General features: G+C 64.1%; 26 protein-coding genes. 17 read left to right on the top strand and 9 right to left on the bottom strand.

What is annotated here, in order from left to right; genetic code table 11:
• Positions 1 to 53: 53 nt before the first annotated feature.
• From gshA to AC07P1_RS24330, 10 genes are all read left to right on the top strand, one after another.
• Positions 54 to 1,355 carry a glutamate--cysteine ligase gene (gene gshA / locus AC07P1_RS24285; RefSeq protein ID WP_494698256.1) on the top strand — a complete coding sequence of 434 codons (1,302 nt, stop codon included), beginning with the start codon at positions 54 to 56 and terminating at the stop codon, positions 1,353 to 1,355.
• A 99-nt stretch (positions 1,356 to 1,454) separates the two neighbouring features.
• Positions 1,455 to 2,405 (top strand): glutathione synthase, encoded by a 951-nt coding sequence (gene gshB, locus AC07P1_RS24290; protein ID WP_494698257.1) that lies wholly within the window; start codon positions 1,455 to 1,457, stop codon positions 2,403 to 2,405.
• 66 nt (positions 2,406 to 2,471) lie between these two features.
• Complete coding sequence (locus AC07P1_RS24295; protein WP_315222646.1) at positions 2,472 to 2,873, top strand: PTS sugar transporter subunit IIA; 402 nt, start codon at positions 2,472 to 2,474, stop codon at positions 2,871 to 2,873.
• A gap of 76 nt (positions 2,874 to 2,949) precedes the next feature.
• A complete protein-coding gene (locus AC07P1_RS24300) occupies positions 2,950 to 3,219 on the top strand; it encodes an HPr family phosphocarrier protein (RefSeq protein ID WP_494698258.1) in 270 nt (89 codons plus the stop codon).
• Between the two features lie 44 nt (positions 3,220 to 3,263).
• Positions 3,264 to 5,009 carry a phosphoenolpyruvate--protein phosphotransferase gene (ptsP, locus tag AC07P1_RS24305; RefSeq protein WP_494698259.1) on the top strand — a complete coding sequence of 582 codons (1,746 nt, stop codon included), beginning with the start codon at positions 3,264 to 3,266 and terminating at the stop codon, positions 5,007 to 5,009.
• Between the two features lie 79 nt (positions 5,010 to 5,088).
• Positions 5,089 to 6,276 (top strand): homoserine O-succinyltransferase MetX, encoded by a 1,188-nt coding sequence (gene metX, locus AC07P1_RS24310; protein ID WP_494698260.1) that lies wholly within the window; start codon positions 5,089 to 5,091, stop codon positions 6,274 to 6,276.
• The gene (metW, locus tag AC07P1_RS24315; RefSeq protein ID WP_494698261.1) at positions 6,273 to 6,896 is read left to right on the top strand and encodes a methionine biosynthesis protein MetW; all 624 of its coding nucleotides are present in this window, start codon (positions 6,273 to 6,275) and stop codon (positions 6,894 to 6,896) included. Before metX ends, metW begins: the two co-directional genes overlap by 4 nt.
• Entirely contained in the window at positions 6,896 to 8,152 is a 1,257-nt protein-coding gene (locus tag AC07P1_RS24320; RefSeq protein ID WP_494698262.1) for an AmpG family muropeptide MFS transporter, read from the top strand. Before metW ends, AC07P1_RS24320 begins: the two co-directional genes overlap by 1 nt.
• On the top strand, positions 8,139 to 9,020 hold the full coding sequence (locus AC07P1_RS24325; RefSeq protein ID WP_494698263.1) for a M48 family metallopeptidase: 882 nt from the start codon (positions 8,139 to 8,141) through the stop codon (positions 9,018 to 9,020). The genes AC07P1_RS24320 and AC07P1_RS24325 overlap by 14 nt, the downstream gene beginning before the upstream one ends.
• Positions 9,020 to 9,907, top strand: coding sequence for a pseudouridine synthase (locus AC07P1_RS24330; RefSeq protein ID WP_494698264.1), 888 nt, complete (start codon positions 9,020 to 9,022; stop codon positions 9,905 to 9,907). The genes AC07P1_RS24325 and AC07P1_RS24330 overlap by 1 nt, the downstream gene beginning before the upstream one ends.
• Positions 9,908 to 10,034: 127 nt before the next feature.
• Here AC07P1_RS24330 and AC07P1_RS24335 read toward each other — a convergent pair whose 3' ends face one another.
• Positions 10,035 to 10,808 (bottom strand): exodeoxyribonuclease III, encoded by a 774-nt coding sequence (locus AC07P1_RS24335; protein WP_494698265.1) that lies wholly within the window; start codon positions 10,806 to 10,808, stop codon positions 10,035 to 10,037.
• A gap of 97 nt (positions 10,809 to 10,905) precedes the next feature.
• Between AC07P1_RS24335 and pyrE the strand changes: the two genes are divergently transcribed.
• From pyrE to AC07P1_RS24350, 3 genes are all read left to right on the top strand, one after another.
• Complete coding sequence (gene pyrE / locus AC07P1_RS24340; protein WP_315222638.1) at positions 10,906 to 11,574, top strand: orotate phosphoribosyltransferase; 669 nt, start codon at positions 10,906 to 10,908, stop codon at positions 11,572 to 11,574.
• A gap of 118 nt (positions 11,575 to 11,692) precedes the next feature.
• The gene (locus tag AC07P1_RS24345; protein ID WP_494698266.1) at positions 11,693 to 12,064 is read left to right on the top strand and encodes a hypothetical protein; all 372 of its coding nucleotides are present in this window, start codon (positions 11,693 to 11,695) and stop codon (positions 12,062 to 12,064) included.
• Positions 12,064 to 12,927 (top strand): alpha/beta fold hydrolase, encoded by an 864-nt coding sequence (locus AC07P1_RS24350; RefSeq protein WP_494698267.1) that lies wholly within the window; start codon positions 12,064 to 12,066, stop codon positions 12,925 to 12,927. The genes AC07P1_RS24345 and AC07P1_RS24350 overlap by 1 nt, the downstream gene beginning before the upstream one ends.
• 34 nt (positions 12,928 to 12,961) lie before the next feature.
• Here the strand turns inward: AC07P1_RS24350 and AC07P1_RS24355 are convergent, their stop codons facing one another.
• The 3 genes from AC07P1_RS24355 to AC07P1_RS24365 form a co-directional block, all read right to left on the bottom strand.
• On the bottom strand, positions 12,962 to 14,215 hold the full coding sequence (locus AC07P1_RS24355; protein ID WP_494698268.1) for a TonB family protein: 1,254 nt from the start codon (positions 14,213 to 14,215) through the stop codon (positions 12,962 to 12,964).
• Complete coding sequence (locus AC07P1_RS24360) at positions 14,212 to 14,583, bottom strand: BlaI/MecI/CopY family transcriptional regulator (RefSeq protein WP_494698269.1); 372 nt, start codon at positions 14,581 to 14,583, stop codon at positions 14,212 to 14,214. Before AC07P1_RS24360 ends, AC07P1_RS24355 begins: the two co-directional genes overlap by 4 nt.
• 118 nt (positions 14,584 to 14,701) lie before the next feature.
• Entirely contained in the window at positions 14,702 to 15,367 is a 666-nt protein-coding gene (locus AC07P1_RS24365; protein WP_494698270.1) for a TetR family transcriptional regulator, read from the bottom strand.
• A gap of 130 nt (positions 15,368 to 15,497) precedes the next feature.
• On the opposite strand from AC07P1_RS24365, the gene AC07P1_RS24370 reads away from it, so the two are divergent.
• Positions 15,498 to 16,451: an SDR family NAD(P)-dependent oxidoreductase gene (locus tag AC07P1_RS24370; protein WP_494698271.1), complete on the top strand. Its 954-nt coding sequence runs from the start codon at positions 15,498 to 15,500 to the stop codon at positions 16,449 to 16,451.
• A 36-nt stretch (positions 16,452 to 16,487) separates the two neighbouring features.
• On the top strand, positions 16,488 to 16,931 hold the full coding sequence (locus AC07P1_RS24375; protein ID WP_494698272.1) for a DUF2147 domain-containing protein: 444 nt from the start codon (positions 16,488 to 16,490) through the stop codon (positions 16,929 to 16,931).
• 17 nt (positions 16,932 to 16,948) lie between these two features.
• Here AC07P1_RS24375 and AC07P1_RS24380 read toward each other — a convergent pair whose 3' ends face one another.
• Positions 16,949 to 18,628 carry an alkaline phosphatase D family protein gene (locus tag AC07P1_RS24380; RefSeq protein ID WP_494698273.1) on the bottom strand — a complete coding sequence of 560 codons (1,680 nt, stop codon included), beginning with the start codon at positions 18,626 to 18,628 and terminating at the stop codon, positions 16,949 to 16,951.
• 215 nt (positions 18,629 to 18,843) lie between these two features.
• On the opposite strand from AC07P1_RS24380, the gene AC07P1_RS24385 reads away from it, so the two are divergent.
• Entirely contained in the window at positions 18,844 to 19,845 is a 1,002-nt protein-coding gene (locus AC07P1_RS24385; protein WP_494698274.1) for a proline iminopeptidase-family hydrolase, read from the top strand.
• Between the two features lie 59 nt (positions 19,846 to 19,904).
• Here the strand turns inward: AC07P1_RS24385 and AC07P1_RS24390 are convergent, their stop codons facing one another.
• Positions 19,905 to 20,513, bottom strand: coding sequence for a CGNR zinc finger domain-containing protein (locus AC07P1_RS24390; RefSeq protein WP_494698275.1), 609 nt, complete (start codon positions 20,511 to 20,513; stop codon positions 19,905 to 19,907).
• Between the two features lie 130 nt (positions 20,514 to 20,643).
• On the opposite strand from AC07P1_RS24390, the gene AC07P1_RS24395 reads away from it, so the two are divergent.
• Positions 20,644 to 21,579, top strand: a complete 936-nt coding sequence (locus AC07P1_RS24395) for an alpha/beta fold hydrolase (protein ID WP_494698276.1) — start codon at positions 20,644 to 20,646, stop codon at positions 21,577 to 21,579.
• Between the two features lie 191 nt (positions 21,580 to 21,770).
• Here the strand turns inward: AC07P1_RS24395 and gatB are convergent, their stop codons facing one another.
• The 3 genes from gatB to gatC all read right to left on the bottom strand — a co-directional run bounded on the left by gatB (position 21,771) and on the right by gatC (position 25,126).
• Positions 21,771 to 23,231, bottom strand: coding sequence for an Asp-tRNA(Asn)/Glu-tRNA(Gln) amidotransferase subunit GatB (gatB, locus tag AC07P1_RS24400; protein ID WP_494698277.1), 1,461 nt, complete (start codon positions 23,229 to 23,231; stop codon positions 21,771 to 21,773).
• Between the two features lie 32 nt (positions 23,232 to 23,263).
• Positions 23,264 to 24,748, bottom strand: a complete 1,485-nt coding sequence (gatA, locus tag AC07P1_RS24405; protein WP_494698278.1) for an Asp-tRNA(Asn)/Glu-tRNA(Gln) amidotransferase subunit GatA — start codon at positions 24,746 to 24,748, stop codon at positions 23,264 to 23,266.
• A 75-nt stretch (positions 24,749 to 24,823) separates the two neighbouring features.
• Positions 24,824 to 25,126: an Asp-tRNA(Asn)/Glu-tRNA(Gln) amidotransferase subunit GatC gene (gene gatC / locus AC07P1_RS24410; protein WP_209725246.1), complete on the bottom strand. Its 303-nt coding sequence runs from the start codon at positions 25,124 to 25,126 to the stop codon at positions 24,824 to 24,826.
• Positions 25,127 to 25,341: the final 215 nt, after the last annotated feature.

Raw genomic sequence — 25,341 nt, forward strand, 5'->3', positions numbered from 1 at the left:
TTGAGGTTCTGTTGCCTGGAGGGCCGTCCTCCCGCACATTTAAGGAAGTAATCATGGTTCCCCATCTCGTCACGGCTCTGACCGGTCCGCTGCTCGATCTCGAAGAAAAAATCCTGGCCGCCACGCCGGCCATTGAGCGCTGGTTCCGTCTGGAGTGGCAGGAACATACGCCGCCATTCTATTGCTCGGTCGATATGCGCAACGCCGGCTACAAGCTGGCGCCGGTCGATACCAACCTGTTCCCGGGTGGTTTCAACCACCTGGCCACGGAAATGCTGCCGCTGTCGGTGCAGGCCGCGATGGCCGCGATCGACAAATATTGCCCGGACGCGCGCAATCTGCTGCTGATCCCGGAAATCCACCAGCGCCACCCGACCTACTGGCAAAACGTCGCTCGTCTGATGCAGATCTTCCGCCAGACCGGCCTGCACGTGCGCCTCGGTTCGCTGTCGCCGGAGGTGACGCAGCCGACCCCGATCGCTCTGCCGGATGGCAATATGTTGGTGGTCGAGCCGCTGGTGCGCTCGGCCAACGGCCGCCGCGTCGGGCTCAAGGACTTCGATCCGTGCACGATCTTGCTGAACAACGACCTGTCGGCCGGCATCCCCGAGATTTTGCAGAACATCCACGAGCAGAGCCTGCTGCCGCCGCTGCACGCCGGCTGGGCCGTGCGCCGCAAGAGCAACCACCTGAACGCCTACGACGAGGTGGTCAAGAAGTTCGGCAAGCTGATCGGCGTCGATCCGTGGATGCTCAACCCGTTCCACGCCAAGTGCGACGCCGTCAACTTCCGCACCGGCGACGGCTACGATTGCCTGGCCGCCAATGTCGACGCGCTGCTGGCCAAGATCAAGAAGAAGTACAAGGAATACGGCATGAAGGACCACAAGCCGTTCGTGATCGTCAAGCCGGACGCCGGGACCTACGGCACCAGCATCCTGACGATCAAGGATTCCAGTGAAATCAAGGACTTGAGCCAGGCCCAGCGCGACAAGATGATCGTCATCAAGGATGGCAAGGAAGTGACCGACTTCATCATCCAGGAGGGCGTGCCGACCTTCGAGAGCATCAAGGACGACGTCGCCGAGCCGGTGGTCTACATGATCGACCGCTACGTGGTCGGCGGTTTCTACCGCGTGCACGCGGAAAAGGGCATCGACCAAAACCTCAATGCGCCCGGTTCGCAGTACGTGCCGCTGGCGTTCGCGCAGCAGCACGCGGTGCCGGATTTGAAGGCGAAGCCGGGCACGGCGGCGCCGAACCGCTTCTACGTCTACGGCGTGGTGGCGCGGCTGGCGCTGCTGGCGGCGTCGCTGGAAATGGAACGCACCGATCCGAATCCGGAAGTGTATTAACTGTTTTACAAACGTCACCGGGCGTGCGGCCAGATCCGCTCCCCGGTGCCGGCGGCGAATCTCGGCTAAAATCAGGCATTACCCAGACTGGATGCGCCCATGAAAATAGCTTTCCTCGCCGATCCCTTGGCCAGTTTCAAGACCTACAAGGATTCGACCTACGCCATGATGGTGGAGGCCGCCAAGCGCGGCCACACCGTCTACGCCTTCGAGCAAAAAGACATGGCCGTCAACGGCGGCGTGGCGTATGCCAACGTTGCCCAAATCACCATTCTGGACGACGCGACCGACTGGTTCCGCGCCGCTCCGGCCGTGGAAACCAACCTCGGCGAGTTCGACGCCATCATCCAGCGCAAAGATCCGCCGTTCGACATGGAGTACATCTACGGCACCTACATGCTGGAGTTGGCCGAGAAGCAGGGCGCCAACGTCTTCAACAAGCCGGCGACCATCCGCGACCACAACGAAAAACTGGCCATCGCCCAGTTCAGCGAGTTCACCTCGCCGACGCTGGTGACGGCCGACGAGGCGCGCATCCGCGCCTTCCAGGCCGAGCATGGCGACGTCATCCTCAAGCCGCTCGACGGCATGGGCGGCACCGGCATCTTCCGCGTCAAGCCGGACGCGATGAACCTGGGCGCCATCATCGAAACGCTGACCGACAACGGCAAGCGCACCATCATGGCCCAGCGCTTCATCCCGGATATCGCCAAGGGCGACAAGCGCATCCTCGTCATCGGCGGCAAGCCGGTGCCGTTTTCGCTGGCGCGCATCCCGCAAAACGGCGAGGTGCGGGGCAACCTGGCGGCCGGCGGCATTGGCGTGGCGCAACCTTTGACCGAACGGGACTTCGAAATCGCCAATACGCTGGGCCCGATACTGGCCGAACGCGGCTTGTTGCTGGTAGGATTGGACGTGATCGGGGATTGCCTCACGGAAGTCAACGTTACCAGCCCGACCTGTTTCCAGGAAATCACCCAGCAAGCCGGTTTCCCGGTGGCGGCGATGTTCATGGATGCGGTGGAAGCGGCGGTGGCAGCGGCCCGATGATGGTTACTCAAAATAAATTTGCCGGACGGCCTCAAAAACCTCCGCGCTCACTGGCGGTTTAAGAATATGGTTGGCATACTGCTTATGACGCACGCACCACTGGGGCAAGCCTTCATCGCCGCCTGCGCGCATGTGTTCCGTGGTCCGACCGAGCGGCTCGAGGCGATCGATGTGATCGCCGACCAGGACCTCGGCGAAGTGCAGTCCCTGGCGGCGGCGGCGATCAAGCGCCTCGACGACGGCGACGGCGTTTTGATCATGACCGATGTCAAGGGCGGTACCCCCGCCAATTGTTGCGACCGTTTGGCGGACGCGGGCCGGGTGGAGGTCATCGCCGGCATCAGTTTGCCGATGCTGCTGCGGGCCATCACCTACCGGCGCGACACGCTCGACGTGGTCGTTGAGATGGCCCTGGCCGGCGCGCAAAGCGGAGCGGTGCGCGTCGACAACCGGATTCGCGTCGTGTAGTGACGACGCGGGAATTTTTTGTGCGGCTTATTTGCGCGGTATTTTTGCGCCGATTTCTCATTGAGACAAAAGAAAAATGATTCAACAAGAACTTGAGATTATCAACAAGCTCGGACTGCATGCCCGCGCTTCCGCCAAATTTACCCAACTGGCAGCAAAGTTTCAAAGCGACGTATGGCTGACCCGCAACGCGCGCCGCATCAACGCCAAGTCCATCATGGGCGTGATGATGCTGGCCGCCGGCAAGGGCGCCAAGGTCACCCTGGAGGCCGACGGCCCCGATGAAAGCGAATGCATCGCCGCCTTGTCGACGCTGGTCAACGACAAGTTCGGCGAAGGCGAGTAATGCCCTCGGATCGTAGCCGTTCCCGCATTTTCACTGGTCCACCCATGGCTTCCTTCACACTGCACGGCATTCCCGTCTCCCGCGGCATAGCCATCGGCCGCGCGCACAAGCTGGCGCCGGCGGCGCTCGACGTCAAGCATTACCTGGTGGCCGAAGAGCATCTGGAAGCGGAAGTGACGCGCTTGCGCGAGGCGCTGGCCCAGGTGCACAAGGAACTGCAAACGCTGTGGAACGAGCTGCCCAAGGACGCGCCGACCGAGTTGGGCGCTTTCATCGACGTCCACGCGCTGATCCTGTCGGACCCGATGATCTCGGAGGCGCCGCTCGACATCATCCGCGCGCGCCACTACAACGCCGAATGGGCGCTGCTGACCCAGATCGACGAGCTGTCGGCGCAGTTCGACGAGATCGAGGACCCGTACCTGCGCGAGCGCAAGGCCGACATCCAGCAGGTGGCCGAGCGCGTGCTCAAGGTGTTGATGGGCACCGCGCAGATCCTGCCGCCGACCACCAACAGCGGCGACGAATTCCAGGCGCAGATGATCATCGTGGCCCACGACATCTCGCCGGCCGACATGCTGCAGTTCCGCGACCGCTCGTTCATCGGCTTCGTCACCGACGTCGGCGGCCAGAACTCGCACACGGCCATCGTCGCGCGCAGCCTGGACATCCCGGCGGCGGTCGGCATGTCCGGCGCCTCGACGCTGATCGAGCAGGACGACTGGCTGATCATCGACGGCGACGCCGGCGTGGTCATCGCCAACCCCAGCGCGCTGGTGCTGGAGCAGTACCGCGAGCGCCAGGGCGCCGCGCTGCGCGCCCGCAAAAAGCTCAATAAGCTCAAGAAAACGCCGGCCATCACCAGGGACGGCACCGAGATCACCCTGCTGGCCAATATCGAGCTGCCCGACGACTGCCCGGCGGCGATGGAGGCGGGCGCCAACGGCGTGGGCCTGTTCCGCTCCGAGTTCCTGTTCATGGGCCGCAACAGCAAGATCCCGTCCGAGGACGAGCAGTTCGAGCAGTACAAGCGCGCGGTGGTGGCGATGAAGGGGCGGCCGGTGACGATCCGCACGCTCGACATCGGCGCCGACAAGCCGCTCGACCAGACCGAACACACGGCGCTCAATCCGGCGCTGGGCCTGCGGGCGATCCGCTATTGCCTGGCCGAGCCGCAGATTTTCCTGACCCAGCTGCGCGCCATCCTGCGTGCGTCGGCCTTCGGCAAGGTCAAGATCCTGATCCCGATGCTGGCGCACGCGTTCGAGATCGACCAGTCGCTGGCGATGATCGCCCAGGCCAAGGCCGAACTGCGCGAGGCGAAGATCAAATTCGACGATACGGTGCCGGTGGGCGCGATGATCGAAATCCCGGCGGCGGCGCTGTCGCTGCCGATGTTCGTCAAGCGCATGAACTTCCTGTCGATCGGCACCAACGACCTGATTCAGTACACGTTGGCGATCGACCGGGTTGATTATGAGGTCGCGCACCTTTACAATCCGCTGCATCCGGCTGTGCTGCAATTGATCTCGATGACAATCGCGGCCGGGCATAAAGCCGGGATCGACGTCGCCGTGTGCGGCGAAATGGCGGGCGACGTCAAGCTGACACGCCTGCTGCTGGGCATGGGACTGCGCGAATTCTCGATGCACCCGGCGCAGCTGCTGTCGGTCAAGCAGGAAATCCTGAACAGCGACCTTGCGCGGATCGTTCCGCAAACCCGCAAGATCATGCGCTCGATGGAACCAGGGGCAATTGCAGACGCGGTCGAACAATTGCAACTGATGTAGTAAGTGGCGGAACCCATCCTCGCGGTTCCGCCTTGATAGATGGCCCGTGGGGCCGCCCCCAATAAAAACTAAACCACACATGTCATCCCTGGGATACGTCAAACCGCAAACCATGCATTTCGCGCAGCCGCTGCCGCTGCAAAGCGGCGCCGCGCTGCAAGACTACATGCTGATGTACGAAACCTACGGCACCCTCAACGCCGACAAATCGAACGCGGTGCTGGTGTGCCACGCGCTCAACGCCTCGCACCACGTCGCCGGCGAATACGAGGGCGTGCCGAAAAGCCTGGGCTGGTGGGACAACATGGTCGGTCCCGGCAAATCGCTCGACACCGACAAGTTCTTCGTCATCGGCATCAACAACCTCGGTTCGTGCTTCGGCTCGACGGGGCCGATGCACAACAACCCCGCCACCGGCAAGCCTTACGGCGCCGCCTTCCCGGTCGTCACGGTGGAGGACTGGGTGTCCGCGCAGGCCCGCCTGGCCGACGCGCTGGGCATCACGCAGTTCGCCGCCGTCATGGGCGGCTCCCTGGGCGGCATGCAGGCGCTGGCCTGGTCCATCATGTATCCGGAGCGGCTGCGCCACTGCGTGGTGATCGCCTCGACGGCCAAGCTGTCGGCGCAGAACATCGCCTTCAACGACGTCGCCCGCCAGGCCATCCTGTCCGACCCGGACTACCATGGCGGCGACTTCTATGAACACGGCGTGGTGCCGAAGAACGGCCTGCGCGTGGCGCGCATGGTCGGCCACATCACCTACCTGTCCGACGACGACATGGCCGAGAAGTTCGGCCGCAGGCTGCGCGCGGCGGTGGACGACATCGCCGGCGTCCCGGGCGACAATCCGGCCAACTACAAATTCGGCTTCGGCGTCGACTTCGAGATCGAATCGTATTTGCGCTACCAGGGCGACAAGTTCAGCGAATACTTCGACGCCAACACCTACCTGCTGATCACCAAGGCGCTCGACTACTTCGACCCGGCGCGCCACCACGGCGGCGACCTGGCCAAGACCCTGGCCGGCACCCGCGCCAAGTTTTTCGTGGCCTCGTTCACCACCGACTGGCGCTTCTCGCCCGAGCGCAGCCAGGAGATCGTGCAGGCGCTGGTGAGCAACCGCCGCCGGGTGACCTACGCGGAAATCGACGCGCCGCACGGCCACGACGCCTTCCTGCTGGAGGACCCGCGCTACCTGAAGCTGGTGCGCGCCTACTACGACCAGGTATGGAACGATATTAAGGCGAATTCGGGAGAACAGGTATGAACTTCACCCAATTAAGCACGGCCCGGCCGGACCTGGCCTTCATCGCCCACTGGGTGCCGAACAACGCGCACGTGCTGGATGTCGGCTGCGGCGACGGCGTGATGATGGACTACCTGCAAAGCGACAAGCAGTGCAGCGGTTACGGCATCGAGATCGCCGACGACAAGGTCCTCGACAGCACCAAGCGCGGCGTCCAGGTGATTCAGCAGGACATGGAGAACGGCCTGTCGCTGTTCGGCGATAACTCCTTCGACACGGTGCTGTGCCTGTCGTCCTTGCAGATGATGAAGCACGTCGAGGCGCTGCTGCGCGATATCGTCCGCGTCGGCAAGGAGGCCATCGTCTCGTTCCCCAACTTCGCCTACTGGCCGCACCGCGTGGCGCTGCTCAAGGGCCGCATGCCGGTGTCCGAGTCGCTGCCGTACGAATGGTACGACACACCCAACCTGCGCTGCGCCACCATCAACGACTTCCGCGACCTGGCCGTCGAATGCGGGCTGGAAGTGATCGAGTACGTGGCGCTGGCGGAAGGCCGGCGCGTGTCGTTCCTGCCCAATCTGCGCGGCGACCTGGCGGTGTTCCGTCTGCGTAAAAAGGTCTCCACCAAGGCGTCCCACTGATGGCCGCCCGGGAACAGCAGCGACACTGGTTGTCGTATCTGAACGGCCGCACCGTCTCGATTCTGTTCCTGGGTTTCAGCTCCGGGCTGCCGCTGTACACGCTGATCTACCTGATGCAGGCGTGGCTGGCCAAGTCCGGGCTGGATGTGAAGGCGCTCGGCCTGTTCGCGCTGGTGACGTTCCCGTACACGTTCAAATTCCTGTGGGCGCCGTTCATGGACCGCTACACCATCGGCCCGCTGGGCCGGCGGCGCGGCTGGATGGCGGTCACGCAAATCGGCCTGTTCCTGGTCATCGGCGGGCTGGGCATGCTCGACCCCAAGCTCGAGCTGACCCTGATCGCCGTCTTCGTCGGCGTCATCGCCTTCCTGTCGGCCAGCCAGGACGTGGTGGTCGACGCCTACCGCCGCGAGATCCTGGCCGAGGACGAGCAGGGCCTGGGCGCGGCCATCATCGTCAACGCCTACAAGGCGGCCAGCCTGATCCCCAGCGCGCTGGGGCTGGTGCTGGCCGATACGATGTCGTGGCAGGCGGTGTTCTGGATCGTCGCCGCATTCATGCTGCCGGGCTTCATCTGCACCTTGCTGGCGAAGGAACCGGCCGTCTACGGCGCGCCGCCCAAGAACCTGCAGGAGGCGGTGGTGCTCCCGTTCCGCGAATTTATCCTGCGCGACGGCTTGAAACAGGCGATCATCATCATTATGTTCGTCCTGCTGTACAAGATCGGCGACAGCATGGCGACCGCGTTGTCGACCAAGTTCTTCCTCGATGTCGGCTTCACCACCAAGCAGATCGGGCTGGCGGCCAACGCCACCGGCTGGTGGGCCAGCCTGGCCGGCGGCGCCGTCGGCGGCATCTGGATGATCAAACTGGGCATCAACCGTGCGCTGTGGGTGTTCGGGGTGTTGCAGGCGATCGCCATTCTGGGCTTCGCCTGGCTGGCCGAGGTGGGGCCGGACCCGGTGCTGCTCAGCGCCGTATTCGGGTTCGAGGCGTTCGCCAGCCTGGGGCTGGGATCGGCGGCGCTGGTGGCATTTATGTCAAGGGCGACCGATCCCCGTTATACTGCCACCCAGTACGCGTTGTTTTCCAGTCTGGCTGCGGTCCCGCGCACATTCATTAATTCCTCCGTGGGTTATATTGTTGCCGAAACGGGTTGGTTCTGGTTCTTTATCGTGTGTTTCATCCTCGCCTTCCCGGCGATGATGATGCTGCCGAAAATCGCTCCTTGGAATAGTGCAAATGAAAAAGCTTAAATTGAAGGGCGCCGCCATGGCGCTGGTCTGCGTGATGGGCGCCATGCCCGTTTACGCGCAAAACGACGGCATTCCGGTCGAAAAGCTGTCGCGCATGCGCGGGCTGGGCGGCGATTCCGCGCAATTCGATCAACAGTCCAAGTTGCAGTACGATCAGATGCTGAAGCAGGCGCACGACAAGGATGCCGTCGCCAGCGACAACAATCCGCAATTGATACGCCTGCGCGCCATCGCCAAGCGGCTGATTCCGTTCACCACGCGCTGGAATCCGGACGCGGCGCAATGGAAGTGGGAAGTCAACCTGCTCAAGTCGGACACCGTCAACGCCTTCTGCATGCCGGGTGGGCGCATCGCCTTTTATAACGGCATCCTGACCAAGCTCAATCTGACCGACGATGAAGTGGCGGCGGTGATGGGGCACGAGATCGCCCACGCGCTGCGCGAACACGCGCGCGAGCAGGCCGGCAAGAACACCGTCACTCAGGTCGGCTCGCGCATCCTCGGCGCCATCGGCTCGGCCTATTTCGGCGTCGATCCGCGCCTGGGCGACGCCGCCGCCGGCATGGTCGCGCAGGGCGCCGCACTGACCTATTCGCGCGGCGACGAGAGCGAGGCCGATCTGGTTGGCATCGACCTGGCGGCGCGCGCCGGCTACGATCCGCGCGCCGGCGTGGCGTTGTGGCAGAAGATGGGCGCTATCAACAAGAGCCAGCCGATCAGCTTCCTGTCGACCCACCCGACCGGCAAGGACCGCATCGCCAACATGAACAAGAACATGCCGCTGGTGCTGCCGGTGTACGCCCGCGCCAAGGGGCTGGACCCGAACAACCTGCCCAAGTACCACTCGCTGGCGCTGCCGAAGTCCTGATGTCGCGGCCACCGTTGCCGATGCGCGACGGGGTCGCGCCGAGTTATCTGTGGCTGCCGGAAGGACAGTGGCCGGACCTGATCACTTTTCTGGTGGCGCGCTTTCCCGACGTCGAGGCGTCGACCTGGTACGAGCGCATGGCGCGCGACGAGGTCGTCGACGGCGACGGCAAGCCGCTGGCGCCGCACAGCCCCTTCAAGCGCGGCATGCGCATGTTCTACTATCGCGAGCTGGAGGCGGAGACGCCGATACCGTTCACCGAAGAGATCCTGCACATGGACGAGCATCTGGTGGTGGTCGACAAGCCGCACTTCCTGCCGATGACGCCGGGCGGGCGCTTCCTGCACGAGACCTTGCTGGTGCGGCTCAAGAAAACGCTGGGGGAGGAGGCGCTGACCCCGATCCACCGGCTCGACCGCGAGACGGCCGGCGTGGTGATCTTCTCGCGCAAGCAGGAAAGCCGCGGCGCGTATCAGTCGCTGTTCCAGAAGCGGGTGATCGAGAAAGAATACGAGGCGCTGGCGCCGACGTTGACAGGTGTCGAGTATCCGTTCACGTACCGCAGCCGGATGGTCGACGGCGACAAGTTCTTCATCATGAAGGAGGAGGCGGGCGAGCCCAATTCCGAGACCATCATCGAGGTCATCGAGCACCGCGCCGATTGCACCTTGTACCGGCTGTTTCCGCACACGGGGCGCAAGCACCAGTTGCGATTGCACCTGTCGTCGCTCGGCATCCCGATCATCAACGACGCGTTCTATCCGGTGGCGCTGCCGTGCAAGGCGGACGACGTGTCGCAGCCATTGAAACTGCTGGCAAGGCGCATCTCCTTCCTGGATCCGCTCACCCGCGACTGGCGCGAGTTCAGCAGCCGACGCAGCCTGTGATTACGTAGGGCGGATTAGCGCAGCGTAATCGGCCATGCATGCGTCTCGACGGCGCATGCATGGCCGATTACGGCGTTCCGCCTAATCCGCCCTACGTGTTTCCGAGGTGTTTCCGAGGGCGCTGTATTCAGTCGTGCGTGTAATCAATGATCAACGGCGCATGATCCGAGAACTTCTCTTCCTTGTAAATCGCCACCGTGGTGGCCTTGGCGGCGATGCCCGGGGTCGCCACGTGGTAGTCGATGCGCCAGCCGACGTTCTTCGCGTACGCCTGGCCGCGGTTGCTCCACCACGTGTACTGCTCCTCGCGCGGGTCGAGGCCGCGGTGCACGTCGACGAAGCCCACCTCGTCGAACACACGCGTCATCCATTCGCGTTCCTCCGGCAGGAAGCCGGAATTCTTCTTGTTGCCCTTCCAGTTCTTCAAATCGATCTCTTTGTGGGCGATGTTCCAGTCGCCGCAGATGACCACTTCGCGCCCTTCGGCGTGCAACTGCTGCAGGTGCGGCAGGAACAGCGCCATGAAGCGGAATTTGGCCTCCTGACGCTCGGGGCCGGAAGATCCAGACGGGCAATACACCGAAATCACACTAAGATTGCCGAAATCACAACGGACATAGCGGCCCTCGGCGTCGAATTCCGGCGCGCCGAAACCGATGACCACGCGGTCCGGTTCGATCTTGCTGTAGACGCCCGTGCCGGAGTAGCCTTTTTTCTCGGCATAGTGGAAGTGGCCGTGGTAGCCGCCCGGGTTCAGGAACTCGGGCGTCATGTCCGGCGCTTGCGCCTTGAGTTCTTGTACGCAGATGAAGTCGGCGTCCTGCGTGGCCATCCACTTGAAAAAGCCTTTGGAGGATGCCGAACGGATGCCGTTCAGATTGGCTGAAATGATTTTTGGCATGGAAGTAGTGCTTAAATAAGTGCTTAAAAATGGGTCGGAATTTCAGAATGCGTTAGTGTAGCGTTAAAATACGGCCACTTTAAAGAAATGAGGCAGCATGAACAATTTACGTCAGCAGTTTATCGAGTTTTCGGTCGACACCGGTGTGTTGCGCTTCGGCGAGTTCACCACCAAGGCCGGGCGCCAGTCGCCGTACTTCTTCAACGCCGGCCTGTTCCACGACGGCGCGACCTTGGCCCAGCTGGCCCAGTTCTACGCCCAGACCCTGCTCGATTCGGGCGTCGAGTTCGACATGCTGTTCGGCCCGGCCTACAAGGGCATCACCCTGGCGTCGGCCACGGCGGTGGCGCTGGCCGGCAAGGGCCGCAACACCTCGTTCGCCTTCAACCGCAAGGAAGCCAAGGCCCACGGCGAGGGCGGCTCGCTGGTCGGCGCCAAGCTGCAAGGCAAGGTCGTCATCATCGACGACGTGATCTCGGCCGGTACCTCGGTGCGCGAATCGGTGGACATGATACGCGCCGCCGGCGCCGAGCCGTGCGCCGTGCTGATCGCACTGGACCGCATGGAGCGCTCCGCCAACGCCGACGGCGTGATGTCGCCGAATTCTGCGGTGCAGGAGGTGTCCAAACTCTACAATATCCCGGTCATTTCGATCGGCAACCTGGATGATTTGTTCGCCTATTTGAACGGCAAGGGCGCCGATCCGCAGTTGCTTCAGCATAAAGACGCCGTGGCGGCGTATCGCGAACGCTACGGGATTGCCTGATCTATCGGTCCGTCTGGCGCTGATGCCTTGTTGAATCGGCCATATTGCTAGACTTTGATATTTCTATGGTGTAACCTTTTGAGACGGTATATAGGCCGTCGACAAACAAGGCAGATCCATGAACATCGCAACAATGAAGGTGCACGGCGACGACGCCGGACTGGCAGACATCCGCGACGGCTTGCCAACCGAACCGGATAGCGACTGGCAGAAGGGCGACGTCAAGCCCGACGGCCGGGTACGCATCGATTCCGGCTTTTACGTCGGCATAGGCACGGACGAGAACCCGGACGAGCTGCTCAAGCAGATCCGCCACTACCTGGCCGAATGCCAGGCGCGCGGCATCCACTTCGAACGCTCGGACGTTGCGGCCGAACTGCGCATCTCCTTCACCACCGAGCGTGGCGCGGCGACGCCCAGCCTGGACTTTACGCTGGCCGATTTGACCTTGCTGGTCGAAATGGGCATCACGCTCAGCATCATCGCCTGATGCGCTTCGCCGAAACGCGGCTTGCCGGTTTTCGTTGCGGGCAGGCCGAGCGGCGCATCCACATCTGGGAACCGGCGGCGCCGGCGCCGCCTCGCGCCGTGCTGCTCGCCATCCACGGTGGCATGGCGCATGGCGGCGACTACGTCACCCCGGCGCTGTACTTCCGCCGGCACGGCGTCGCCACCGTCGCCTACGACCTGTGCGGGCATCAGGATGCGCGCCGGGTCGACATTCCGGGCTTCCACGTGTTCCTCGACGACAGCGTGCTGTTCCTGCAATGGGTCAAGCGCGAGTATCCCGGCGTGCCGATCTTCGTGATGGGCCACTCGATGGGCGCGCTGATCGCCACCCATCTGGGGCTGGGCGGCTTCGCCGGCGACACCGCGATCGAAGGCTTCATTTTGTCGTCGCCTTACTATGTCAACGCGATCAAGGTATCGCCGCTGCTGCTGGCGCTGGCCGGCGTGCTGGGCGCGCTGGCGCCGCGCATGAAGGTGCCGCTGGCGCCGCTGACCGACGTGCTCACGCACGACGGCGCCATCACCGCGCGCCATCATGCCGACGAGCGCGACGGCGTGCGCGCCACCGAGATCACGGTCCGCTTCGGCAACGCGCTGACGGCGGCCCAGCGGGGGCTGGCGGCGCGGCTACCGGCGTGGAACCATCGCTTGTTCGCCGTCGTGGCGGGGGATGACAAGCTGGCCGACGCCGACGCGGCCGAAGCGATGCTTAAATCGGTGCCGGCGGCGCTGTTGACGTATCAGCGCCATCCGCAAAACTATCACGAGAACTTCAACGAGCTCAATCGCGAGCAAATCTTTGCCGACATCCTTGCGTGGATGCGGCTGCCGACCGCCGGCTGATCGTCATCGCGCCGGCGGCGGTGTCAGCGCCGGATCAGTCCAGCGTCCAGACGTACTGCATCATCATCCAGGCTTCGGTCGGCTTGCCGTCGAGCGTGCCGGGCTTGAACGTGCACTTCTCGATGCCGGTGCGGGCCGCCTCGTCCAGCTCGCCGTGGCCGCTGGATTTGATGATCTTCGACTCCTTCGACTTACCGTCGGCGCCGATCAGGAACGACAGCGTTACCGTGCCGGTCTTGTTGGCGGCGATGGCGCCGGCCGGCCACACGGGCTTGGCGCAGCTGCCGAAGTTGACCACGGCCGGGACTTGCTTGCCCGGCGCGGGGTCGGCGGCGTTGGCCTGGGTATAGATCGACGCGCAGACCAGCGCCAGTCCCAGCATCGGGATCGCCGCTTTCCAGTTGAGCGCGCGCGGCGCCGGTTGTACTAAGTGCTTGATACGTTCCATCAGATTTCCTCCGTTGGCCGCTTGGGCCAGGTGGTGGTGGGAGAACTGGAGTCGCTCCAGTTCAGAAAGTGCAAGGGCCAGGCGCCGCGGTTCGCCTAGTTCCCTCGCCGCGATATGGTCTGCGATTAGTTCGCGCTCGACGCGGATGCGGTGCGATATCCACCAGACGGCAGGGTGGTAGAACAGCAGCGCTTCGATGGCGTTTTGCAGCAGGTTGACAATAAAATCGTGGCGCCGAATATGCGCCATTTCATGCGCCAGCAGCGCTTCGAGCAGATGCGGCGACATGCCCGAGACCAGCGACGCCGGCACCAGGATCACCGGCCGCCACCAGCCGGCCGTGATCGGACTGGCCAGCGTGTCGATGATGCGCAGCCGCACCGGGCGCGTCACGCCGAAGCGTAGCGCCAGGGCCGACAAGGTCGCTTCCCAGCGGGCCTGTTCCGGTCCGTGGCTGCCGTCCGCGCGGCGGGCGGTGCGGTCGATCCACAGCAAGCCGAGCAAGATGCGCAGCGACAGCAGCGCCGCGCACAGCGCCCACAGGCTGACGATGCCGCGCAGGTTGAACGGTTGGACGGTGCCGATGACCGCTTGCGCGGCCAGCAGCATCGCCGACGCGCCGCCGGCGTTGCCGGGCGCGTTGCCCGCCAGCCGCTGGTACAGATCGAGCGCCGGCCAGCCAAGGCAAGCCATCAGCGCCGAGCAGGCCACCAGATAGCGGAGGTGCGGGCCGCTGTTGCGCAGCAGGACGAGGACGGCGGCGGTGGCGCAGCCCAGCAGCAGTCCTTGCCACAGGAAGTGCATAAGCGTGTAACCGAGGGCGACGATAAAGGGGCTCACTGCTCGTCCTCCTTGAGTATTTTCTCGATTTCCTGGCGCTCCTTTTTGGAGATGCCGCTGCGCAGCGCCGCCAGCACCAGCGCCTTGGCCGAGCCTGCGAAGGCCTTTTGCACCAGGTCTTTGAGCAGATTGGTTTGCAGCGCGTCCTGCGCCTGGGCCGGCGCGTAGACGTGCGAGCGCTGGCTTTCGTCGCGGATGAGGATGCCCTTGGTGTGCATGATCTGCATTAGGCGCAGCACGGTGCCGTAGGCCAGGTCGGGTTTGTCGGCCAGCATGGCCTCGTGCACCTGCTTGGCGGTGGCCGAGCCGAGCGGCCACAACGTTTGCAGCAGGTCGAGCTCGGCCGCCGTGGGTTTAGGAATGGACATCTTCGCCTCTTGCCAGCTTGCTAAAGTATTTGTAGATTAGTCTGTCTAGACAAAAATGTATACTTTAAATTTCAGGGCTGAAAGGCGGTGTTGTTTTATCTAGACAGGAATGTATAGTTCAGACGGCGCGCGTTTCCAGGCCGCGCAGCAGCACTAGCAGGCCGGTCCCGAGATCGGCTTCGAAGTCGTAGCGCAGCGGTCGCAGTTCCGGCAGTTCCAGCACGCCGGCCAGCGCCACGGCGGGGGTCGCAAGCGGCCACAAGCCGATCATCAGCGGGATCGCCAGCCGCAGGAATTCCATATAGGTGGTGAACGTTAGCGCCGGCTCCAGCTGGTGCAGTTGCTCCGCCACGCCCGCCATCGACGCCAATGAATTGCGCTTGAATTCCGTCAGCCGCTCGGGCGAGACGTTGCGTTCGATGATGGACGGCAGGATGCTGAACAGCCTGCACATCAGCGGGCAGGCCATGCTGGCGGCGGCGAAGTCGCGCGCGATCTGTTCCGGCGTGACCCGCGTGGCGGCGGCCAGCCTGGCGCTGAGCTCGGCGCTCCACCGCGCCGATTCCTCCTCCAGCAAGGCCAACAGCAACTCCTCGCGGTTCTCGAAATACCGGTACACGTTCGACTTGGTCATCTGGGCCTGGCGCGCCAGCTCGTTCAGTCCCAGCTCGCTCAGCTCCATGCCGCCGTGCAGAGCCGTCCGGGCCGTGTCCAGCAGATGTTGGCGACGCTCCTCCTTTTGCTCCGGTCGGCGGGCGCGTTGGAAGGGTTCTGGCGTTGTCATAAAGATCAATCGATAAAAATTACGGAATGGCGCAACTGTATCGGGTGCGGCGCCGGTTGACAAGAGACTGGTGGTCTTATATATTGAAGACCACTGGTTCTTTATTTTTCGTATTTTATCGGAGCGCGATATGCCCACCCCACTCATGGTTCGTTCGGAACTGCTCAACCAAGACTTGACCGGCAAAACCTACGTCGTCACCGGCGCCAATTCGGGCATCGGCCTGGTCACCATCCAGCAACTGGCCAAGCAGGGTGCCACCATCGTCATGGGCGTGCGGCGCGTCAAGGAGGGCCAGCGCGTGGCCGCCGGGATCCGCCGCGAGACGGCATCGGCCAAGCTGTTCGTCTACCAGCTCGAACTGGCCGAGCTGGCATCGGTGCGCGCCTTCGCCGCCGAGGTCAACCGCCACCATCCGAAGCTGCAGGGCCTGGTCAACAACGCCGGGGTGATGAAAACGCCGTTCGGCCATACCAAGGACGGCTTCGAGACCCAGTTCGGCGTTAACCACCTGGGGCACTTCCTGCTCACCAACCTGCTGACCGACGCCCTGAAGGCCGGCGCGCCGTCGCGCGTGGTCAACCTGTCGAGCTTTTTCCACGAGTTCGCGATGGGCCGCAAGGGCGAGATCCACTTCGACGATCTGAACTACCACAGCCGACCGTTCGACTCGTGGGAGGCGTACGCGCAATCGAAGCTGGCCAACCTGCTGCACGCGCGCGAACTGGGCCGCCGCCTGGCCGGCACCGGCGTGACCACCGCAAGCGTCAATCCCGGCTTCGTGCGCACCAACCTGATGACGATCCCGCTGCCGATGTGGCTGCAGCGTCTACTGGTGATCCCGGTGCTGCGCCTGGGCGGCATGCTCGAGCCGTGGGAGGGCGCGCAGACGACCCTGCACGCGCTGCTGGCGCCGGAGGTGGAGCAACAGTCGGGCGCCTATTACAGCCAGATCGCCCGCTACAAGGACAAGGCTTCGCGCGCCGGCGGCTGGCCGCTGCGCTCACCCAACCCGGTGGCGCACGACGACGCCGTCGCCGGGCGGCTGTGGAGCGTCAGCGAGGCGCTGGTCCAGCCGAGATAAACGCCATGCCGCAACCTCACCACCACCTGGAGAAACATGATGAAGAAACGTAGTTTGATGACCATGCTGGCGCTCATCTTGGGCCTGGCCGGCGGCGCCGTCATGGCGCAGGGCACCCCCGTCGGCCTGTGGCAGATGCTCGACGACGACACCAAGCAGCCATTGTCGCTGGTGCGCATCAGCGAGACGGCAGGCGTCCAGAGCGGCAAGCTGGAAAAGCTGCTCGACCCGGCGCGCCAGAACGACAAGTGTACGCTGTGCGCCGACGAGCGCAAAAACCAGCCGATGCTGGGCATGACGATCATGCGCAACGTCAAGGCGTCCGGCGACGGCACCTGGGAGGGCGGCGACATCCTCGACCCGAACAACGGCAAGGTCTATCGCGTGCGCCTGAAGCCGATCGAGGGCGGCAAGGCGCTCGAGGTGCGCGGCTACATCGGTCCGTTCTTCCGCAACCAGCGCTGGACCCGGGTCGAGTAAGTCATGGCCAATTCCCGTCAGGCCGCCACGATCTTCCGGTTGGCCGATCCCGGCAACATGCGCAAGGTCTTGCCGACCGACGCCGTGTAGGTCTTGGACTGGATAGTGTCGACGTAGCGGTACTCGGCGCGCGTCTCGGCCGGCGTGACCGTCAGCACGACGAAGCCGCGCGAGGCCGTCTCGGCGTATTGCAACGGGCCGATCAGCTGTTCCATGCCGCCGGCCACCGTGGCCGGCGCGGCGGTGGGGAAGTAGCTTTCGAAGCCCGGCGAGCTTACCGACGGCACGCCGAATTCGACGCCGACCGCCTGGCCGTTGAGGTCGGCCAGGTCGCTGGCCCAGGCATTGTGCGTGTCGCCGGCCAGCACCACCAGGTTCTTGTCGAGCGTGCGCGCCATGTTGAGCACCGTCTCGCGCGCGGCGGCATAGCCGTCCCACGCGTCGAGGTTGTACGGCACTTTGGGCGCGGCCAGTTGCTGCTGTTCGGCCTCGCTCAGCGCCACACCCGCGCGCACCTTGGCCGCGATGGCGAGGTAGGACGCGTAGCCGGTGGCGGTCAGCACCATCGGCGCCGGCAGCAGCATGCGCGCCATCAGCACCTGCTGGCCCAGCACCTGCCAGGTGGCGGTCGACTTGCTCATCTGGTTTTGCAGCCACGCGGTCTGCTCCGTCCCCATCAGCTGGCGCGTCGGGTTCGACACGTCGGCCGTGAACCCCGCGCTATTGAAGCTGCCATCGGCGCCGGCGTAGCTGGCGTAGGCCAGCTGCTTGTCGCGGCCGATGACGCGGGTATCGAGCATGTGCAGCGACAGCAGGTTGCCGAAGTCGAAGGAGCGGTAGATGCGGTCCGGGCGCGCCGCGTCGGGCAAGCGGATCGGCATCCATTCGTGATACGCCTGGATCGCCATCATGCGCCGCGCGGCCCACAGGCCCTCGGTGGCGGGGTTGTGGTTCTCCGCGCCCTCGCGCCAGGTGTCGTTGGCCAGTTCGTGGTCGTCCCAGACGGCGATGAACGGGATGCGCGCGTGCACGGCCTGCAGGTCCGGATCGGTGCGGTATTGCTGGTAGCGGCGGCGGTAGTCGGTCAGGGTAATGATCTCGGTGGCCGGCTGCGACACGCGGTTCAGCGTGGCGGCGTTCTGCGACGCGTAGCCGCCGGCCGCGTATTCGTAGATGTAGTCGCCCAGGTGCAGGCCGACGTCGATGTCGTCGAACTTGGCGGCGTCGCCGTAGACGTTGAAGTAGCCGGTCGGGTAGTTCGAGCAGCTGAATACGGCGAAGCGGGCGCGCGACACGGAACCGGTCGGCAAGGTCTTGGTGCGGCCCACCGGCGAGTCCACGCCCTGGCAGCGGAAGCGGTAGTAGTAGCCGCGGTTGGCCGACAGGCCGGTCGCGTCGACCTTGACCGTGTAGTCGCCTGCGGCGCCGGCGCGGGCGGTGCCGGAGGCGACGATCTTGGCGAAGGCGCTGTCTTCCGCCACCATCCAGCCCACATCCATGTCGTCCGCGCCGGGCGTGGCCGTGACGCGGGTCCACAGGATCACGCGGTCGCTGAGCGGGTCGCCGCTGGCGACGCCGTGCGCGAAGCTGATCGGCTGGTAGTACGGGTCGCCGCCACCGCAGGCGCTGAGCGAAATGGCGGCGGTGCCGACCGAAAAGTTGCGGATGAACTTGCGACGCGAATTCGATGGTGTCATGGCTGGGCTGTTGCCGAAAGTGAAAGAAGGCGTAGCTTAGATAGCCAGCGTTACCGGCTGATGACATGGGGAGGTATCGCGTCCTGGGCTGCGCGCCCAGGGGCGGTCGCGCAGCCATTGCCGCGCTGGGCGAAATAGTGTGTTGCGCGGCGCGGCCATTCTGGTTTCGGACGGTATTGCGCAAAATGCCGTCATCGCAACCCACCTGGAACGCAATGGATCGTCGTCATTTTATCGCCACCGGCATCGCCGTGGCATCCCCGGCCGCCAGCGCCGCGTCGCGCCCGGCGCCGCAACCCCCCACCATCACCAAGGCCGACGGCCTGAACCCGCCCGGCATCAGGACGGCCGGTGTGCGCATGGTGCCGGTCATGGGCGGCAAATACAAGGTATGGACGAAAAAGATCGGCAGCGGACCGGTCAAGGTGTTGCTGCTGCACGGCGGGCCGGGCTTCTCGCACGAGTACCTGGAGGCGATGGAGTCGTTCCTGCCGCAGGCGGGCATCGAGATGTATTACTACGATCAGCTCGGCTGCGGCAACTCGGACCGTCCCGACGATCCCGCGCTGTGGACGCTGCCGCGCTACCTGGACGAGGTGGAGGAGGTGCGCGCCGGCCTCGGGCTGGAATCGTTCGTGTTGTTCGGCCACTCGTGGGGCAGCGTGCTGGCGATCGACTACGCGCTGCGCCATCAAGCCCGTTTGCGCGGCCTCGTCATTTCGAACATGACGGCCGGGATGCAGGCGCTGAAGCGCCATCTTGCCGTGCTCAAACAGCAGTTGCCGCCGGCGGCGCTGGCGCGTCTCGAGGCACTGGAGGCGGCCGACGCCTACGACTCGCCCGACTACGAGCAAATCATGATGGAGGAGCTCTATCCCAAATTCATTTGCCGCCTCGCGCCGTGGCCGGACGCGGTCAACCGCACGTTCGCGCACGCCAACCTGAAAATCTATCACCAGATGCAGGGGCGGAGCGAATTCGTCATGACGGGAAACCTGAAGGACTGGGAGCGTTGGGATCGGCTTGGCGAGATCAAGGTCAAAGCGCTGGTCATCGGCGCCACCTACGATGAGATGGACCCGCGTGACATGCCGAAGATGGCGTCGGCGATGGGCAACGCGAAGGCGGTCATCTGCGCCAACGGCAGCCATTTGTGCATGTGGGACGACCAGGCGTTTTATTTCGAGCGGTTGCTGGCGTTCCTCAAGGGGGTGTAGCCGGCTGCCGCCCACCACGCAAGCACCAGCCTGACGTGACCCCACTTGCAGTGAACGCGTCATTCCCCGGCATCCGCCCCGCGTGCCGCCTTCTTCCGGAACTGGGCCGCTTTGTAGCGGTTGCCGCACAGGGCCATGCTGCACCAGCGCCGCTTGTGCGCCTTGGTGCGGTCGTAAAACCATAGTATGCATTCGGGGTGCTGGCATTGCTTGACGAGGTCGAAATCGCCGTCGACCAGCAGTTGCGCCGCCGCCTCGGCAACCGCGCCCAACATCGACGCGAGCGGATCGGCGCGGACCAGGCGCGTGAGGGTCAAACCGCCTTCGCTGTCGCGCGCCAGATGGGGCGCGCTGACGTGGGCGTGCAGATACGCGTCCAGGCCGGCGACATCGCCGAGCCTGTCCTCCTTGCGTTCCACGATCAGCCGCCTCACCAGCGAGCGCAGCGTTTTCGCGCGCGTCAGCAGCGCAGCCGGGTCGATCGGGCTGTCCTTGCGCACCGGCGCGATGCCGTGCCGCCCCAACCACCTGAGAACGTCCTCTCCGCTTTGCCAATAATCGACCGGTTGTCCGTCCACGCTGGCCTCGGTGTTAAGCAGATCCATCGCCAGATGGTCGCCCACCATCGGCGCCTCGGAGCCGCCGCTTGATTGCTCTTCTCTTGTCATGATCTGGTAACCGTTAAAAATTATGTTGACAGGTTACTTTAAACTGAGGATACTCGGTTCAAAGTAACCAATTCAATCGAATTATACAGGTTATTCAGCCGTTCAACGTTTACCAACCGAAGGAACCATCATGACCATCAAATCGTCGCTGTTCGCTGCCGCCAGCCTGGCCACCGCGCTCGTCGCCAACGCCGCCGACACTCCCCCGCAAGTCCATCACCGGACGATGGAAGTCCAGGGCGTGAACGTTTTCTATCGCGAGGCCGGCCCGGCCCAGGCGCCCGTTGTGCTACTGCTGCATGGCTTCGGCGCCTCGTCGTACATGTTCCGCAACCTGATCCCGCAACTGGCCGTCAAGTACCATGTGATCGCGCCGGATTTGCCGGGCTTCGGCCAGACGAGCGTCATGCCCGGCAAGCCGCTCGCCTACACCTTCGACAACCTCGCCTCCGTGATCGACGCCTTTACCGTGGACAAGGGGGCCGAGCGCTATGCCATGTATGTGTTTGATTATGGCGCTCCGGTCGGCTGGCGCCTGGCGGTGAAAAACCCGCAAAAGGTCACGGCGATCATCAGCCAGAACGGCAATGCTTACGAAGAGGGCTTGAGCGCGGGCTGGGCCGACATGCGCAAGGCCTGGGCGGAGCCGACCGCCGCCAACCGCGAGTCCTTACGCCGCTTCAACACGCTGGAGATGACCAAATGGCAGTACACCGAAGGCGTGCGGGATGCGTCGCTGATCGCGCCCGAGACTTGGCTGTTGGCGCACGCGGCCATCGAGCGCATAGGCGTCGAGGCACAGATGGACTTGCTGCTCGACTATGGGCAGAACATCAAGCAGTACAGCCAGCTGCATGAATTTTTCCGCAGCCACCGCCCGCCGACGCTGGCGATCTGGGGCAAGAACGATCCGTTCTTCGTGCCGGCCGGCGCCGAAGCGTTCAAGCGCGACAATCCGAAGGCCGAAGTGCGCTTCCTGGACACGGGCCACTTCGCCATCGAGACCCACGGCGATGAGATCGCCACGCAAATGCTGGAATTTTTGAACCGTAACGTCAAGCGCTGAGCCGTGCCCACGCGCGGGGCTTAAACGACGGGGTCAGTGCCGACATTCGGACATTTCGAAACTTTTTAGGCTGATAAAAGTTCCCTGATGTCCGAATGTCGGCACTGACCCTCCGGATTTTGTGGAAACGCCCCCGCAAGCCTTGCGGCTTGGGGGGCGTTTCCATTTCTGCGGCACTGCGCCTGCTCGGATTAGCCGGCCAGCTTGGCCTTCAGCAGCTCGGTCAGCTGGGCCGGGTTGGCCTTGCCGCGCGACGCTTTCATCGCCTGGCCGATCAGCGCGTTGAGCGCCGCTTCCTTGCCGGCGCGGTACTGTTCCACCGATTTGGCGTTGGCGGCGATGACGTCGTTGACGATCGCTTCCAGCGCGCCAGTGTCGGAGATCTGCTTCAGACCCTTGGCTTCGATGATGGTGTCGACCAGGTTTTCATCGGCCGATTTGGCTTCCCACATGCCGGCGAAGACTTCCTTCGCCGCCTTGTTGGAGATCGTGCCGTCGGCGATGCGCTTGAGCAGCGCGGCCAGCTGCGCGGCCGATACCGGCGCATCGTCCAGGTCCACGCCTTCGCGGTTCAGGGTCGACGAGACGTCGCCCATCAGCCAGTTGGCGGCGGCCTTGGCGTTTTCCTTGCCGGCTTTTTCCACCACTGCGACGAAGTAGGTCGCCATCGATTTGGACGCCGTCAGCACCAACGAGTCGTATTCCGGCAGCGCGTATTCGCTGACGAAGCGCGCGCGCATGGCGGCCGGCAGTTCCGGCATCGAGGCCTTCACCTGCGAGATCCATTCGTCCGAGATCACCAGCGGCGGCAGGTCCGGGTCCGGGAAGTAGCGGTAGTCCTGCGCGTCTTCCTTGCTGCGCATCTCGCGCGTCTCCTTGCGGTCCGGATCGTACAGGCGCGTCGCCTGCACCACCTTGCCGCCGTCTTCGATCAATTCGATCTGGCGCCGCACTTCGACGTGCACCGCTTCCTCGATGAAGCGGAACGAGTTCAGGTTCTTGATCTCGCAGCGGGTGCCGTATTCCTTCTGGCCTTTAGGACGCACCGATACGTTGACGTCGCAACGGAACGAGCCTTCCTGCATGTTGCCGTCGCAGACGCCAAGCCACATCACCAGCGAGTGCAAGGCCTTGGCGTAGGCCACCGCTTCGGCGGCGCTGCGGATCTCCGGCTCCGAGACGATTTCCAGCAGCGGCGTGCCGGCGCGGTTCAAGTCGATGCCGCTCATGCCGGCGTAGTCCTCGTGCAGCGATTTGCCGGCGTCTTCTTCCAGGTGCGCGCGCGTCAGGTTGACGGTCTTGGTGACGAATTCGCCATCCTTCTCGAAGCCGAACGTCAGCGAGCCGCCGATGACCACCGGGTCTTCGAATTGGCTGATCTGGTAGCCCTTCGGCAGGTCCGGATAGAAGTAGTTTTTGCGGGCGAAGATCGACGCCGGCGCGATCTTGGCGCCGACGGCCAGGCCGAAGCGGATGGCGCGGTCGACGGCCTGCTTGTTCATCACCGGCAGCACGCCGGGCAGCGCCAGGTCCACCGGGCTGGCTTGCGTGTTCGGCTCGGCGCCGAACTTGATCGGCGAGCCGCTGAAGATTTTTGATTCGGTCGTGAGCTGCACGTGGTTCTCAAGACCGATGACGACTTCCCATTCCATATGATTCTCGCTGTATTCTGTGTGGTGGATGCTTAGACGCCGGCCGGAGCGCGGGTGTGCCAGTCGGTCGCCAGCTGGTACTGGTGGGCGACGTTGAGCAGCTTCGCTTCGCCGAAATGCTTGCCGATGATTTGCAGACCCACCGGGCGGTTGGCGTTCTTCTCGCCCTGGCCGAAGCCGCAAGGGATCGACATGCCGGGCAGGCCGGCCAGGCTGGTCGACAGGGTGAAGATGTCGGCCAGGTAGGCGGCGACCGGGTCGTCCGACTTGTCGCCCAGGTCCCAGGCGACGGTCGGCGCGACCGGTCCCATGATGACGTCGCAGACGGCGTTCGGGCCGTTGAGCACCGCTTCGAAGTCCTGCGCGATCAGGCGGCGGATCTTTTGCGCCTTCAGGTAGTAGGCGTCGTAGTAGCCGTGGCACAGCACATAGGTGCCGACCATGATGCGGCGTTTGACTTCGGCGCCGAAGCCCTCGGCGCGGGTCTTGCGGTACATGTCCGACAGGTCCTTGTACTCGGCGGCGCGGTGGCCGTAGCGCACGCCGTCGAAGCGCGACAGGTTGGACGAGGCCTCGGCCGGCGCGATCATGTAGTAGGCCGGGATCGACAGCGCGGTGTTCGGCAGCGAAATATCGACCAACTGCGCGCCCAGGGCCACATATTGCGCCAGCGCGGCGCGCACGGCCTGTTCGACGTCGGCCGCGAGGCCTTCGCCGAAGTATTCCTTCGGCACGCCGATGCGCAGGCCGGTCAGCGGCTGGCCCAGTTCACGCGTGAAGTCCTCGTCGACGCCGCCCAGTTCCGGCGTCAGCGAGGTCGAGTCGCGCTCGTCGAAGCCGGCCATGGCGTTGAGCAGCAGCGCGCAGTCCTCGGCCGTTTGCGCCATCGGGCCGCCCTGGTCGAGCGACGAGGCGAAGGCGATCATGCCGAAGCGCGACACGCGCCCGTACGTCGGCTTGATGCCGGTGACGCCGCAGAAGGCGGCCGGCTGGCGGATCGAGCCGCCGGTGTCGGTGCCGGTGACGGCCGGCGCCAGGCGCGCGGCGATGGCGGCGGCCGAGCCGCCCGACGAGCCGCCCGGCACGGCGTTCTTGTCCCACGGGTTCTTGACCGGGCCGAAGGCCGAGTTCTCGTTGGCCGAGCCCATGGCGAATTCGTCGCAATTGAGCTTGCCCAGGGTGACCATGCCGGCCTTGCGGAATTTTTCCACCACGGTGGCGTCGAACGGGCTGACGTAGTCGGCCAGCATTTTGGAACCGGCCGTCGAGCGCCAGTCGCGCGTGACGAAGATATCCTTGTGGGCGATCGGCACGCCGGTCAGCGCGGTGGCGGTGCCGGCGGCGATGCGGGCGTCGGCCTCGGCGGCCTGCGCCAGGGTCAGGGCGCGGTCCACGTGCAGGAAGGCGTTCAGGTCGCTCTTCTCGATGCGGTCGAGGAAGTGCGTGGCCAGCTCGGTGGCGGTGACGGCTTTGCTCTGCAGGAGCGCGGACAGCTCTTTAAGGGTTTTGGTGTGCATGGCGTTTCAATTCAATTCGGGGAGGATCGAGGCGAAGATGGGGGCAAACACGTGGCAAACCACGGCGCTTTTTGCTTATTCGATCACTTTCGGCACCAGGTACAAGCCATCCTGTGTCTTCGGCGCGACGGCCTGGTAGTCCTCGCGGCGATTGGCCTCGGTGGCCGCGTCCTCGCGCAGGCGCAGGGCGATGTTGTTCATGTGCGCCGCCAGCGGGTGGCTCAGCGGGGCGACGCCGTCGGTGTCGACCGCCTGCATCTGTTCGGCCAGCGCGAAAATGCCATTCAACTGCTCGAGCGCGGTGGCGCTCTGCTGCTCGCTCATCTCAAGTTGGGCCAGTTTGGCAATGCGTGTTACGTCGGATAGGGTCAGGGACATAGCGAATGGCGCGGACGGGCCGCGCGGGGTTTAATTGTTACATTGATAAAAAACTTGAAGTTCTGGCTAATCGCTGACAAAAGCGGACGATTGCCGCTTAACTTGCAAGCTGGGCCGATACACTTTTGGGTGGATTTTCGGCAAATCGCATTCAAATTATAAGGTAGAATGGCGGGTTGATGCGTTGCCGGGGCTGAATCATTGCTGCCGCCGCT

Source organism: Duganella sp. GW821-FHT07F09 (genome assembly GCF_059418705.1).

Excerpts from the sequence above, each read along its gene's own strand:
- gshA (WP_494698256.1), top strand. The coding sequence starts at position 54 with ATGGTTCCCCATCTCGTCACGGCTCTGACCGGTCCGCTGCTCGATCTC.
- gshB (WP_494698257.1), top strand. The coding sequence starts at position 1,455 with ATGAAAATAGCTTTCCTCGCCGATCCCTTGGCCAGTTTCAAGACCTAC.
- AC07P1_RS24295 (WP_315222646.1), top strand. The coding sequence starts at position 2,472 with ATGGTTGGCATACTGCTTATGACGCACGCACCACTGGGGCAAGCCTTC.
- AC07P1_RS24300 (WP_494698258.1), top strand. The coding sequence starts at position 2,950 with ATGATTCAACAAGAACTTGAGATTATCAACAAGCTCGGACTGCATGCC.
- ptsP (WP_494698259.1), top strand. The coding sequence starts at position 3,264 with ATGGCTTCCTTCACACTGCACGGCATTCCCGTCTCCCGCGGCATAGCC.
- metX (WP_494698260.1), top strand. The coding sequence starts at position 5,089 with ATGTCATCCCTGGGATACGTCAAACCGCAAACCATGCATTTCGCGCAG.
- metW (WP_494698261.1), top strand. The coding sequence starts at position 6,273 with ATGAACTTCACCCAATTAAGCACGGCCCGGCCGGACCTGGCCTTCATC.
- AC07P1_RS24320 (WP_494698262.1), top strand. The coding sequence starts at position 6,896 with ATGGCCGCCCGGGAACAGCAGCGACACTGGTTGTCGTATCTGAACGGC.
- AC07P1_RS24325 (WP_494698263.1), top strand. The coding sequence starts at position 8,139 with ATGAAAAAGCTTAAATTGAAGGGCGCCGCCATGGCGCTGGTCTGCGTG.
- AC07P1_RS24330 (WP_494698264.1), top strand. The coding sequence starts at position 9,020 with ATGTCGCGGCCACCGTTGCCGATGCGCGACGGGGTCGCGCCGAGTTAT.
- AC07P1_RS24335 (WP_494698265.1), bottom strand. The coding sequence starts at position 10,808 with ATGCCAAAAATCATTTCAGCCAATCTGAACGGCATCCGTTCGGCATCC.
- pyrE (WP_315222638.1), top strand. The coding sequence starts at position 10,906 with ATGAACAATTTACGTCAGCAGTTTATCGAGTTTTCGGTCGACACCGGT.
- AC07P1_RS24345 (WP_494698266.1), top strand. The coding sequence starts at position 11,693 with ATGAACATCGCAACAATGAAGGTGCACGGCGACGACGCCGGACTGGCA.
- AC07P1_RS24350 (WP_494698267.1), top strand. The coding sequence starts at position 12,064 with ATGCGCTTCGCCGAAACGCGGCTTGCCGGTTTTCGTTGCGGGCAGGCC.
- AC07P1_RS24360 (WP_494698269.1), bottom strand. The coding sequence starts at position 14,583 with ATGTCCATTCCTAAACCCACGGCGGCCGAGCTCGACCTGCTGCAAACG.
- AC07P1_RS24365 (WP_494698270.1), bottom strand. The coding sequence starts at position 15,367 with ATGACAACGCCAGAACCCTTCCAACGCGCCCGCCGACCGGAGCAAAAG.
- AC07P1_RS24370 (WP_494698271.1), top strand. The coding sequence starts at position 15,498 with ATGCCCACCCCACTCATGGTTCGTTCGGAACTGCTCAACCAAGACTTG.
- AC07P1_RS24375 (WP_494698272.1), top strand. The coding sequence starts at position 16,488 with ATGATGAAGAAACGTAGTTTGATGACCATGCTGGCGCTCATCTTGGGC.
- AC07P1_RS24380 (WP_494698273.1), bottom strand. The coding sequence starts at position 18,628 with ATGACACCATCGAATTCGCGTCGCAAGTTCATCCGCAACTTTTCGGTC.
- AC07P1_RS24385 (WP_494698274.1), top strand. The coding sequence starts at position 18,844 with ATGGATCGTCGTCATTTTATCGCCACCGGCATCGCCGTGGCATCCCCG.
- AC07P1_RS24390 (WP_494698275.1), bottom strand. The coding sequence starts at position 20,513 with ATGACAAGAGAAGAGCAATCAAGCGGCGGCTCCGAGGCGCCGATGGTG.
- AC07P1_RS24395 (WP_494698276.1), top strand. The coding sequence starts at position 20,644 with ATGACCATCAAATCGTCGCTGTTCGCTGCCGCCAGCCTGGCCACCGCG.
- gatB (WP_494698277.1), bottom strand. The coding sequence starts at position 23,231 with ATGGAATGGGAAGTCGTCATCGGTCTTGAGAACCACGTGCAGCTCACG.
- gatA (WP_494698278.1), bottom strand. The coding sequence starts at position 24,748 with ATGCACACCAAAACCCTTAAAGAGCTGTCCGCGCTCCTGCAGAGCAAA.
- gatC (WP_209725246.1), bottom strand. The coding sequence starts at position 25,126 with ATGTCCCTGACCCTATCCGACGTAACACGCATTGCCAAACTGGCCCAA.